The sequence below is a fragment of the Archangium minus genome, from assembly GCF_044360475.1.
Taxonomy (GTDB): Bacteria; Myxococcota; Myxococcia; order Myxococcales; family Myxococcaceae; genus Archangium; species Archangium minus.
This window is the reverse complement of record NZ_CP043494.1, coordinates 6,240,657-6,252,322: the sequence shown is the minus strand read 5'-3', so window position 1 is coordinate 6,252,322 and position 11,666 is coordinate 6,240,657. Positions and strand designations below refer to the sequence as shown.

13 protein-coding genes are annotated in these 11,666 nt (G+C 65.3%); 6 read left to right on the top strand and 7 right to left on the bottom strand.

Annotated features, from left to right (window positions below; genetic code table 11):
• Positions 1-42: 42 nt before the first annotated feature.
• Positions 43-1,107, bottom strand: a complete 1,065-nt coding sequence (gene chvE, locus F0U60_RS25375) for a multiple monosaccharide ABC transporter substrate-binding protein (RefSeq protein WP_395824294.1) — start codon at positions 1,105-1,107, stop codon at positions 43-45.
• Positions 1,108-1,719: 612 nt separating this feature from the next.
• Between chvE and F0U60_RS25370 the strand changes: the two genes are divergently transcribed.
• Together F0U60_RS25370 and F0U60_RS25365 are read left to right on the top strand one after the other, a co-directional pair.
• Positions 1,720-1,971 carry a hypothetical protein gene (locus F0U60_RS25370; RefSeq protein WP_395824291.1) on the top strand — a complete coding sequence of 84 codons (252 nt, stop codon included), beginning with the start codon at positions 1,720-1,722 and terminating at the stop codon, positions 1,969-1,971.
• A gap of 122 nt (positions 1,972-2,093) precedes the next feature.
• Entirely contained in the window at positions 2,094-3,935 is a 1,842-nt protein-coding gene (locus F0U60_RS25365) for a rhamnogalacturonan lyase (protein WP_395824289.1), read from the top strand.
• A gap of 129 nt (positions 3,936-4,064) precedes the next feature.
• On the opposite strand, the gene F0U60_RS25360 is transcribed toward F0U60_RS25365, so the two are convergent.
• The gene (locus F0U60_RS25360) at positions 4,065-4,235 is read right to left on the bottom strand and encodes a hypothetical protein (protein ID WP_395824286.1); all 171 of its coding nucleotides are present in this window, start codon (positions 4,233-4,235) and stop codon (positions 4,065-4,067) included.
• A 196-nt stretch (positions 4,236-4,431) separates the two neighbouring features.
• The gene (locus tag F0U60_RS25355) at positions 4,432-5,022 is read right to left on the bottom strand and encodes a malonic semialdehyde reductase (RefSeq protein ID WP_395824283.1); all 591 of its coding nucleotides are present in this window, start codon (positions 5,020-5,022) and stop codon (positions 4,432-4,434) included.
• Positions 5,023-5,112: 90 nt separating this feature from the next.
• Here F0U60_RS25355 and F0U60_RS25350 point away from each other — a divergent pair, with 90 nt between their 5' ends.
• The 4 genes from F0U60_RS25350 (at position 5,113) to F0U60_RS25335 (ending at position 7,815) form a co-directional block, all read left to right on the top strand.
• Positions 5,113-5,517, top strand: coding sequence for a winged helix-turn-helix transcriptional regulator (locus F0U60_RS25350; RefSeq protein WP_395824281.1), 405 nt, complete (start codon positions 5,113-5,115; stop codon positions 5,515-5,517).
• A gap of 223 nt (positions 5,518-5,740) precedes the next feature.
• Complete coding sequence (locus F0U60_RS25345) at positions 5,741-6,859, top strand: alpha/beta hydrolase family protein (RefSeq protein ID WP_395824278.1); 1,119 nt, start codon at positions 5,741-5,743, stop codon at positions 6,857-6,859.
• 172 nt (positions 6,860-7,031) lie between these two features.
• On the top strand, positions 7,032-7,634 hold the full coding sequence (locus F0U60_RS25340; RefSeq protein WP_395824275.1) for a GrpB family protein: 603 nt from the start codon (positions 7,032-7,034) through the stop codon (positions 7,632-7,634).
• The gene (locus tag F0U60_RS25335; RefSeq protein WP_395824272.1) at positions 7,618-7,815 is read left to right on the top strand and encodes a hypothetical protein; all 198 of its coding nucleotides are present in this window, start codon (positions 7,618-7,620) and stop codon (positions 7,813-7,815) included. Before F0U60_RS25340 ends, F0U60_RS25335 begins: the two co-directional genes overlap by 17 nt.
• A gap of 310 nt (positions 7,816-8,125) precedes the next feature.
• Here F0U60_RS25335 and F0U60_RS25330 read toward each other — a convergent pair whose 3' ends face one another.
• From F0U60_RS25330 to F0U60_RS25315, 4 genes are all read right to left on the bottom strand, one after another.
• On the bottom strand, positions 8,126-8,584 hold the full coding sequence (locus F0U60_RS25330; protein WP_395824268.1) for a GNAT family N-acetyltransferase: 459 nt from the start codon (positions 8,582-8,584) through the stop codon (positions 8,126-8,128).
• A 138-nt stretch (positions 8,585-8,722) separates the two neighbouring features.
• Positions 8,723-9,541 (bottom strand): hypothetical protein, encoded by an 819-nt coding sequence (locus tag F0U60_RS25325; protein WP_395824265.1) that lies wholly within the window; start codon positions 9,539-9,541, stop codon positions 8,723-8,725.
• On the bottom strand, positions 9,538-10,170 hold the full coding sequence (locus F0U60_RS25320; RefSeq protein WP_395824263.1) for a hypothetical protein: 633 nt from the start codon (positions 10,168-10,170) through the stop codon (positions 9,538-9,540). The genes F0U60_RS25325 and F0U60_RS25320 overlap by 4 nt, the downstream gene beginning before the upstream one ends.
• A gap of 187 nt (positions 10,171-10,357) precedes the next feature.
• Positions 10,358-11,599: an alpha/beta hydrolase fold domain-containing protein gene (locus F0U60_RS25315; RefSeq protein ID WP_395824260.1), complete on the bottom strand. Its 1,242-nt coding sequence runs from the start codon at positions 11,597-11,599 to the stop codon at positions 10,358-10,360.
• Positions 11,600-11,666 lie beyond the last annotated feature (67 nt).

Genomic DNA, 11,666 nt, shown 5'->3' with positions numbered 1-11,666 from the left:
GAAGAAGTCCTGGTGGGAGGGAATGGCCCCGTGCGTCTCGGCCTACTTGAGTTGGCTCTCCTTGTAGTAGCCGCCATCGACGAGGACCTGCTTCCAGTTGGTGGCGTCGATGCTCACGGGCTTGAGCAGGTAGGAGGGCACGATCTTCACCCCGTTGTTGTAGGTCTGGGTGTCGTTCACCTCGACCGTCTTCCCGGTGAGGAGGGCATCCACCATGTTGGCCGTGACCCGGGCGAGCTCGCGGGTGTCCTTGAACACCGTGGACGTCTGCTCCCTGGCGAGGATGGACTTCACGGAAGGCACCTCCGCGTCCTGGCCCGTCACGATGGGCATGGGCTGCTTCGGGGTTCCATAGCCCACGCCCTTGAGTGAGGAGAGGATGCCGATACTCAGACCATCATAGGGAGAGAGGACGGCGTCCACGCGCTTGTCGGCGTAGTAGGCGCTCAGCAGGTTGTCCATGCGGGCCTGGGCGACGGCGCCGTCCCAGCGCAGGGTCGAGACCTTGTCCATTCCCACCTGCCCCGAGCGCACCACGAGCTTGCCGCTCTGGATGTACGGTTCGAGCACGGACATGGCGCCGTTGTAGAAGAAGAACGCGTTGTTGTCGTCGGGCGAGCCGCCGAAGAGCTCGATGTTGAAGGGGCCCTTGCCCTCCTTCAGGCCGAGCGCCTTTTCGATATAGCCGCCCTGGAGCACCCCCACCTGGAAGTTGTCGAAGGTGGCGTAGTAGTCGACGTTCTTCGAGTCGCGAATCAAGCGATCATAGGCGATGACCTTGATGCCCTGATCGGCCGCCTGCTGCAGCGCGTTGGACAGGGTGGTGCCGTCGATGGCGGCGATCACCAGCACCTTGGCGCCCTTGGTGAGCATGTTCTCGATCTGGGCGAGTTGATTCGGGATGTCGTCCTCCGCGTATTGCAGATCGACCTTGTAGCCCTTCGCCTCGAGGGCCTTGACCATGTTGTTGCCATCATCGATCCAGCGGGCCGAGGACTTGGTGGGCATCGATACGCCGATGGTCGCCTTGTCCTTTGTACACGCGCCAAGCATGAGCGCGAGCGCACCCATCGCGACTGCCACCACCATGGAGCCGATTGATTTCATGTCGTTTCTCTCACCTGCGTTGGGGGTCGTGCTCCGAGGAGCATGGGAGGGGTTGCCACTCAGTGAGCGATCAACGCGGAGGCCAGCGAGGCGATGCGGGGAAGGCGTGGGGGACGCTGAACATCCGTGTCTCCAGTTAAATTGTGAGCGCTCACATCCTGGGGCGTTGGTGAAGGTACCAACGGATGAAACCCGCGTGCAATGACAAACCCGAAGGAGCAGGGAAACTGTCTCATGACGCGCTGCCCTAGACCCGGCGCGATTTGGCCATGATGCACCGCGCCGTCAGGGATTGAAGGGCTTGGAAGGCCCTGCTGACACGAGTCAGGAAATGGCTGTCACGAGTCATCCGCTCACGCGGGGTGGGATTTTCCGCTCGGCCTCCGCCTGGCGCGGCTGACCTCGGGGGGGGGGAGCGGCGTCCTTCATGGCACTGTCCGGTGCCAAACACCAACGACCGTGGGGTATTTGGGCGTGGAGTCCGAATGTGAGCGCTCACATCTGCTTGGGGGGGGAGCATTGCTTTGCCGCCATGAGAACGCTAACAATGCGGGGATGACCAGGAAAAACAGTTTTGCGGTTCTGGCGGTTCTCACCACGGCCTCCCTGACAATGGCCGCGACCGAGGCCCCCCTCGCGGACCCACTGGCCGCGTACCCGAATCCCGGACGCGTCACCGGCGACATCGGCATCCACGATCCATCCATGGTCAAGACCCCGGCGGGGACGTACCTGGCCGTGTCCACGGGACCCAATTTGCAGCTCAAGACGTCGGTCGATCACTACTACACGGACAGAGGTGCGCCCACTCTGGGGATCAACCTCATCGGTTACGACTCCCAGGGATGGCCCTTTGTCTATTGAGGGCATGCATTGCGAGAGGTTTCAACCCTGGCGGAGGCACCTGGGCCGCCATATGCCGCGACACTTCCAGCCCGGTGAGCAGAACGAAGTCCTGGAACGTGCTCCTGAAGTGGACCCCTATCATGCTCAGACATCTCCTGTTTGGCCGCGCCGCTTGCCTGCTGGCAGGCGCCGCGATCGTTGGTATTGCCACCCCCTCCACCGCCCAATACCAGCGTGAGACGCTTGGACGCGGCGTCGTTGCCGTGCCCGCTTCGAACGGCGGCACCCTGGTCTCCTGGCGCCTGCTGGCCACAGACCCGGCCGGCGTCGGCTTCCACGTCTACCGCGATGGCACCAGGCTCACGACGGATCCGCTCACCGACCGCACCAACATGCGTGACACGCGGGGCACGTCGAGCTCCACCTACACCGTTCGCGCGGTCGTGAACGGCAGCGAGCAGGTGGCCTCCCCCGCAGCCGCGATCTGGTCTGGCGGCTATCTCAACATTCCACTGCAGAAGCCCGCCGGCGGCACCACGCCCGACGGCGTCGCCTACACATATGTGGCGAACGACGGGAGCGTCGGCGATCTCAATGGCGATGGCCAGTACGAGCTCGTGCTGAAGTGGGACCCGACCAACGCCAAGGACAACAGCCAATCGGGCTACACCGGCAATGTCTACATCGACGCCTATCAATTGAACGGCACCCGGCTGTGGCGGATCGACCTCGGCCGCAACATCCGCGCGGGCGCGCACTACACGCAGTTCCAGGTGTTCGACTATGACGGCAACGGCCGTGCCGAGGTCGTGATGAAGACCGCCGACGGCACCGTCGACGGCCAGGGCCGCGTCATCGGCAATGCGAGCGCGGACCATCGCAACAGCGCGGGCTACGTCCTCGCCGGCCCCGAATTCCTCACCGTGTTCGAAGGCACCACCGGCCGCGCGCTGTCCACCGTCAACTACGTCGTGCCGCGCCACCCCGACACGCAGAATCCTTCGTCAAGCCAGCTCAACAGCATCTGGGGCGACAACTACGGCAACCGCGTCGACCGCTTCCTCGCCGCCACCGCCTATCTCGATGGCAGCCGTCCCAGCATCATCATGGCGCGCGGGTACTACACCCGCACCACCGTCACCGCCTGGGACTTCCGCAACGGCTCGCTCACCCAGCGCTGGCTGTTCGACAGCCGGGCGCTCGGCGACTCACGCTATGCCGGCCAGGGCAACCATCAGCTCAGCATCGCCGACGTCGATGGCGACGGCCGCGATGAAATCCTGTACGGCGCCATGGCCTTGGACGACAACGGCGCGCGGCTGTGGAGCAGTGGCCTCGGCCATGGCGACGCGATGCACGTCTCTGATCTCATCCCGTCGCGCCCCGGCCTCGAACGGTTCGGTGTCCATGAGAGCCCGGGCAGCAACGGCGGCATCGGCGCCGCGATGCTCGACGCGCGCACCGGCCAGCGCATCTGGACGAGTTCCGCCTCCAGCGATGTCGGCCGCGGCATCTCGGCCGACATCGATCCGCGCCACCCCGGCGCCGAGGCGTGGGCGTCCAACTCGAGCACGCTCTACAACTCCACCGGCCAGAACATTGGCACGCGCCCCGGCCCGATGAACTTCGCCATCTGGTGGGATGGAGACAAGCAGCGCGAGCTGCTCGACGGCGTCACCATCAGCAAGTGGAACTACACGGAGCAGACGCTCTCGACGTTGCTCTCGCCCTCGGGCACCGCGTCCAATAACAGCACCAAGGCCAACCCGGTGCTCAGCGCCGACATCCTCGGTGACTGGCGTGAGGAGCTGATCGTTCGGACCACCGACAGCACGGCGCTGCGCATCTATTCCTCGCCCTACTCGTCCAACTACCGCTACGTCACGCTGATGCACGATCCGGTGTACCGGCTCGGCGTCGCCTGGCAGAACACCGCCTACAACCAGCCGCCGCACCTCAGCTACTTCATCGGCGACAACTGACGCCGGAAGGACTCCCGCCGCGCCCAGCGGCGGGAGGTCTCCTGGAGCAGGCCTCAAGACAGTTCGGGGGCCATGCTCGCTTTCCGGCCCTGTGAGCCATCACAGAGTCTGCCACCTCATGCGTCGCGCTCAGTCGAGCTTGCGCGGCCCGACATTGCCCGTGACGTTGCTCGGGATGCTACTGGCGCTGTCGAGCGAATAGCTGTACCAACTGACGTCCCGGAGAACGCTGTCGCCGGTATCACGCCTCTGAGAGCTCCCCGTCGACGTTCCCGCGTAGCTGTTCGAGCTCGCGCTCATGTAGCCACCATCGCGCCAGTGGGGATACCTCGAGTTGTTGAAGGAGTTGCCTTCAACCAGGGCCTGACCACCCGTGCCAGTGACGTCCGCGTAACCATCGCTGACCTAGCGGATGCGCAGATGGTCGAGCCAGATGTGGTGGCTGTTGTTGATGGAGACTCCATCACCCGCTTACCGGGAACGGGGTAGTGCGTCCCTATCGGATCAGGTTCGTCTCCTCGAATTCAAGCCGCGGACCGCGTGGGTAGAGCGTGGCGGGATCGCCATAGCCCAGCGTTGTAATGAAGTTCACCCGCGAGGTCGTTCCCGCGAAAAAGGCCTCGTTGACCTTCTCCTCGTCGAAGCCGGACATCGGGTTGGTGTCCAGGCCGAGCAACCGAGCCGCGATGATGAAATAGGCGGCCTGAAGCGAGGAATTGCGAAACGCGGACTCTTCGATGAGCCTCCGATTGTCGCCATACCATCCGCGCGCGTCAGTGTGTGGGAACACCCGGGGCAGATAGTGGACGAAGTTCGTTTCCATGCCGAGCACAGCGCTCACCGGCGCGTCGAGCACCTTCTTGGCATTCCCGGGAGCGCAGAGCGCCGCCAGCGTGGATTTCGCCGCGTCGCTGACGCACCAGACGACACGGAGGGGTTGCTGGTTCGTCGATGTGGGTCCCCATTTCCAGAGCTCATGCAGCGCGCGGAGGGTTGCTTCGTCGACAGGGCGGTCGGTGAAGCTGTTGAAGGTGCGAGCTTTGCGAAACACCCGATCCAGCACAAGGTCACAAAGGGGTTCGGCCATTTGTCCTCCTATTGAGCATGGGACAACGCTCATTTAGAAGGCAGGGTATTCTTTGTATAGTAGGCACCTTTTGTATACCACGCCCTCGACATGAACACGCCAGCACGCAAGGCCTCCGTCACAGAAGCGAACCCACTGCCCGAGCCATGCCCGCTCGTCGAGTTCGTGACCCTGGTTTCAGGGAAGTGGGCGATCCCCCTGCTCTACCGCCTCATCATCAACGGCGGGCCCGTGCGTTTCCGTGAGTTGCAGCGAGCGGCCCGCCCGATCACACAGAAGGAACTCACCAAACAACTCAGACTGCTCGAGACACGTGGGCTGGTCCTCCGCACGGTCTATCCTGAAATGCCGCCACGCGTCGAATACGAGGCCACCCACGTGGCTCGCCAACTGCTCGGCGCTCTGGAATCGATCGCAGCCTGGATGCGCACGCACGGACGGTCGCTACATTCCGAGACGTCGGCCGCTCCCGGGCAGACCGCTAGCAGCAAGTAGTCTGTAGTCCCACCACAGAGTGGCATAGGAGCAGAGGGGCCGAGGCGGGCCACAGAAGGGGGCCGCAGCTTGGGGGGCCGGTTCCGGCGACCGCAAGACGAAGGGCCGGTGACTGTTCGAGGCGGGGCCGGTGTTCCACGAGCGGATGCCTGCCTTTGCCGTACCAGCAGCGGGTCCGGCAGGTGCGGTACCACCGCCACCTTTCCTGAAGGAAATGACACCCATGCCTCGTCTCACGGCCGCTACCGTGCTGTTCCTTGCCCTGTTTGCATCGCCCGCCACGGCGGACACGGCGCCCCACCTCCCCAGACCCACCGGCCACCAGCCGGTCGGCACCACCTCCCTGCACCTGAAGGACACCTCGCGCCCCGACCCGTGGGTGCCATCGGTGAACTACCGGGAGTTGATGGTCTCCCTCTTCTACCCGGCGACCTGGGCGAACGGTCCGAAGGCGCAGTACATGACCCCGGCGGAGTCGGCGGCACTGCTCGCGGACACTGGCATCCCCGACGTGCCACCCGAGCTGCTGAGCACGACGCGGACCAACTCCGTCCGCGATGCGTGGCCGGCCGGTTGCGCGCACAGCCTGCCGCTCGTCGTGCTGTCGCCGGGCTACAAAAAGCCCCGTGCCACGCTCGGCTCACTGGCCGAGGACCTGGCGAGCCACGGCTACGTCGTGGCGGTGGTCGACCACACCTACGAGACTCTCGCCACCAGCTTCCCCGACGGGCACGTCACCGGGTGTGCCTCGTGCGACATACCGCACGACCCGGAGTTCTGGCAGAAGCTGGAGCAGGGCCGGGCGGCCGACGTGTCGTTCGTGCTGGACACCCTGACCGGGCCGCGCCCGAAGTGGCGTGGCGCGTACCTGATCGATCCCTCCCGCATCGGGATGGCCGGCCACTCCGTGGGTGGCGCGAGCACCATTCCCACCATGGTCAACGAGTCCCGCATCCGGGCCGGAATTGACATCGACGGCGACACGGACACCCCGCTCCTCGCCCCCGGGCTGTCCCGGCCGTTCATGTTCCTGAGCCACCAGCTCACGCCCACCCTGTGCCAGCCCGGCGTGAACACGTACTGGGAACGGGACTGGCAGCAGATGACCGGGTGGAAGCGCTGGCTCGAGGTGGCAGGCACGGTGCACGCGTCGTTCACCGACATCGGGCTGGTCGCGGACCAGCTCGGCATCGACATCGGCGCGAGCACCACCGGGGAGCGCACCCAGGCCATCACCCGGGCCTACGTCAACGCGTTCTTCGACCAGCACCTGCTCGGCAAGCCGCAGCCACTGCTGGACACGCCCTCGCCGCTGTACCCCGAGCTCGTTATCTGCCGCTGAGCGAACACGTCCAGCGCACCGCCGCGACCGAGAGCCCCGCCAGCACCGCGGTCGTCGCGACCGTGGCGATTGCGCGCGGAAGGTCGATCGGACGAATGTCCCGCGGGCGGACCGTACACGCTCGAAAGCCGCGTCTTCTCGAAGAAGCAGGCGCTCACTACACTCGGTCGCCATGGCCAGCGCAGCAGAGATCGTCCGCAACCACGAGTACGACCCGAACGGCGTCGAGTACTTCGTTCCCCCGCCGAAGATCGAGCACATCGAGGTGGTGCCGTACGACCCGGCTTGGCCCGATGCATTCGAGGAGCTCGCCGCGCGCATCCGCGCTGCGCTCGGCGACGTCGCCCTCTCGCTCGAGCACGTCGGCTCCACCTCGGTGCCGGGCATGCCTGCCAAGCCGATCATCGACATCGATCTCACCGTTCCCGACTCGAGGGACGAGGACGCCTACCGCCCGGCCCTGGAGGTCGCAGGCTTCCCTGTGCTGTTCCGGGAGCGGGTCTTCCACGAGCACCGGTTCGCTCGCAGCGACTCGCCGCCCGCGAACATCCACATCTGGAGCCCCGATTGCCCGGAGGCCATCCGGCACCGCATGCTGCGGGACTGGCTCATCGCCCACCCGGAGGATCGCGAGCTGTACGCCGCGGCGAAGTTCGCGTCGGCGGAGCAGATCAACTCGGAGGGCGGCATGGTGATGGACTACAACCAGCGCAAGCAACCGGTCATCCGTGACATCCTGGCGCGGATGTTCCGAGCCCATGGGCTCATCGACTGACGTGAGAGGTGTGGCCCACGGCGTCAACGCGCCGAAGTCCAACCCCACCGAGGTGGTGCGCCTGACGCTCGATGCGCTCGAAGCCGGTAGGGAAGAGATCCTCGCTGACGAGGTGAGTCGCAACGTCAAGCAGGGTCTGTCCGCCGAGCCGGGCGTCTATCTCGGCATCCCCGGTGCATGAGGCGCTCCCGACGAGCAGAGCGCTCCGCGCCCCCGCCACTCGCGACCAGGGCCCGCGGCCGCCTCACCTTCTTCGGCTCCTCCACCGTCGCAGCCAGCGCCTGGCTCTCCTCCCTCGCTACCCCACAAGATGACCTTCGTCCAGACCGATCCCGGCGACACCACCGCCGGTTTCGAGCTGCGACGAAGCCGGGATTAGAACTGGACGGCCTCTCAGAGGCCGGCCACCTGTGCGTAGCGGCACAGCCGCTCCAGCCCCAGCCCGGGACTCAGCGCGGTAGTGCGTGGAGGACACGCATGGAAGCGCGGGCTCAAAGCGCGCGCTTCATGCCTTCGTGGCTCGCCTCGAAGCCCAGCCGTGCGTAGAAACGATGGGCGTCGGTGCGGCGCTTGTCGGTGGTGAGTTGCATCATCCCGCAGCCACGGGCCCGGGCGCGGGTCATCGCATCCTCCATCAGTTGCTCACCGATGCGCTGGCCCCGCAGGTCCGAGCGCACGCGCACCGCCTCCACCAGCGCGCGGCGCATCCCGCCCCGGCTCAGGCCGGGGATGTACGTGAGCTGGAGCGTGGCGATGACCTCGCCCGCGAGCTCTCCGACGACGAGCTCGTTGTTCGGGTCGGCGGTAATCTCGTCGAAGGCGGCGCGCACGCTCGGGGTCGGCTCCGCGACGTAGCCCGTGCGTGAGCGCGCAATCGCGTCATCCGCGAGCAGCGCGAGGATGGTGGGAAGGTCGGCGGCGGTGGCGATGCGAAAGGTGACAGGGGCCATGACCCCCATCTAGGCAAACTGCCACGCGTGCGCCACCCGTGAGTGTCTCCACCAAGTGCATCGTGCCGCTGGGCGTGCGGGCCAAGGTGGACTGCGAGGTCCGGCGCCTGCGCCTGCTGGAGCCTGCGGTGGTGTGCATCAGCTCTCTGGTTCGTCGGGCTCCACCTCGTAACCCTCGGACATGGAGAGCGGGTAGAGGGCCCGGTGGTTGATGTTGGGGTGATATACCGCGAGGTAGGGCTCACCCGCGATGGACACCCACGCCCATCTGGCGGGCTCGGGTTGTGCCCTCAGCCATGCCTCTGCTTCCTCGAGAGTGGCGAAGGACGCGACGGCGGCGGGTGGCGCCCTCCGCTTTAGCCCAGCGAGGTGGTATTCGAGCATGCGAGAGCGCGGCAGGCGACGGAAGTTCGCTTCGCGGTCATACACCACGTCGTGATAGGTGTTCGCGACCAGTACATGAGCGAAATCAGGAGGATTGGGATGATGTCTCAGCCAGGCTTCCGCCTCCTCCTTCGTCGCGAACGAGTCAATGGCATACGGAGGCGCATCCGCCGTGAGGTGCTCGAGGTACTCACTGAATGACGGGTGCTGCCCGGTCGAGGAGATGAACTGGAGGATGTCCACAACAACCTGGAGCACTTCCTCCTCTCTGGTGGAGTCGGCCTCATCGCGGAGCTTCGTGAGGAGCTCCCTCGTGCTGTTCAGTCGTTCCTCGAGACTCGCGAAGTCACTTCGAAGTGGTTCGAAGGAGTCGGGTGGCGGGCGAGAGCCAGTCACGAGGCTGTTGCGGAACTCCTCGAAGCGATACAGTTGGCCAGTCACGTAGACGAAGAGGAGCGCATCTCTTGCCAGTCCCAGAAGCTGTCTATGTTCAGAAGATGGATGCTTGCTCCATAGTTTCCCAATCGCTTCTTGTGTGTCGTACAAATCGTACCGAGAGCGCCGGGACGTCATGGCTTCACCTCCGCGAGCTGGGGGACCAAAGGCGTCTCAGATGACACCATCAGGATGGCTGGCACGAGGACCAGCGCGGTGCCTGCGCTTCCCACGACTGCCGCGACGAAAGTCACTCCAGCGATTACGACCACGGTCCCCACCACCAGTTCTTCGTGGTGCTGCTTCAACCAGGCAACGGCTTTGTCGGCAGCTGGGAATTTCAGGGCTTCGGCCTGTTCGCGGAGCTTGCAGCAGTCAATATAGGCGGGTCTGCATCTGCCGCGACATGTCTCATCTTTCGAGCCTTTGTTCGAGTGGCTCCAATTGCGGCCCCTGAGAGATTTCAAGCACATGTCCATGCAGGCATCCAGCTCTTCCTCGCAGTCGCGAGTCCACGCGGCGCGGACGATGGGGCCTTCCACGGAGCCAGCGCTCACCCAGTAGGGTAACCGCGACAGGTCGAAGCTGCTCAGGGGCTCCCACGAGTGGGTGACCTGCCCATGCCGAGTCTTCTCGAGGATGAGCACGGAGCGGGAAAGCTCCTGGGCGCTCGTACGGGTGGGGAGAGAGGCGCGGCTCGTACCGCAAGAGACTAGGAGGAAGCCGAAGCTTATCGCCATGAGCTTCCAGGCGGCTGTCGTTTTCACGTGGCGATTATTCGTGCCGAACAAGGGAGCGTCCAACCATTTGCCCTTATGCTGGCTGATAGGGCAGGTCAATCGCGACTGTCCCCGACCGGAGGGGTGCTCACGAATCCGCCGATTCTTCTCCAACGTGATGTGGCGTCTCCACGCGGAGGTTTCCGATGTCCCCCTCGCTCGACATCTCGTCCCTTCAATCGTCCACCACGCCCCGGGAGCTGAGCCTGGAGTCGCCGCGAGCCGTGCTGCTGGTAGCGGCTGCCTTCAGCGGAGCGTCCTGGAACGCGGCGGTGAGGAAGCGCTCCACGGCCCAGGTGGTGATCTGTCCTCCCGGGCCGGCCGGGTTGGCGTCGCAGCCATGCGTGGCCCACGGGAGCTCGATCCACAGATGGGGAACGCGCGCCTGTTCCAGTTGCTGGACGAGACGCCGACTGTGCTCGGCAGGGACCAGTTCATCCCGGGTCCCGTGGATCAGCAGCGTGGGAGGTGTACCCGGATTCACGAACCGAACGGGTGAAGCGGCGTCGAAGCGCTCCTGGACCTGGGCCGGCGTGCCTCCGAGGTATTCCCTCAAGGTCTTGGGACTGTCCATCACCAGGGGGTTGGTGGGGTTGTCCCAACCCCAGTTGAGGTCCGTGGGCGGATACAGCCCGACGACCGCGCGGATCGCCGGATCCCGGGCGGTGTAGGCCGCGAGCAGCGCGAGCTGGCCTCCAGCGGAGCGCCCGAGCAACGCGATGCGAGAGGGATCGCTCCCCAAGCGGGAGGCATTCTCTTGCAGCCACTTCAAGGCAGCCAGCACGTCCTCGGGCTGGGCCGGGAACGAGTGGCGTGGCGCGAGCCGGTAGTTGATCGCCGCGACGGTGAGGCCGCGGGAGGCGAGATAGCCGTTCAGCCAACCGAGCTGGGTGCTGTCCCCGCTGTTCCAGGAGCCCCCGTGGATCACCACCACGAGCGGCTGGGGTTGGGATGCATCGGCGCTCCGGTACAGGTCCAGGTGCAGCGCATGGCCATCGAGCTCCCGATAGAGGTGCCGGGTGGGAACCACCGCGGGAGTGGAGACCGAGAGGAGATCGCCCGGGACGAGAGGCGCGGGTCGCGCAGGAGCCCCGGGGAGCCCACGGGCCTGGATGGGACCAAAGGCCCGCGCGAAGCTCACCTCCAACCCCCTCACATATCCGAAGGCCCGGCCCAACGAGGAGAGCAGGAGCAACGCGGCGAGCACCGCCAGGACAGACGCGATGCGATCGCTGGCTCCCACCCCACCGGGCAGCAGCAACACGAGGAGTGGGCCAATGGCCAGCACGTGGCCCCACTCGGTCGCGGCCACGGCGGGTTTCCAAAGAGAACCCAGAGGAGCCTTGAAGAAGCCCAACAGCCCCAGCCCGAAGGCCAGGACGGCCAGGAGAAGACGAAGGATTGTGAGTGATTCCACGAAGTGAAGCTTAACACTTCCAGTGCGGTGACGCACCTGCTCGCAATGGACGTGTCAACGGAGCCGT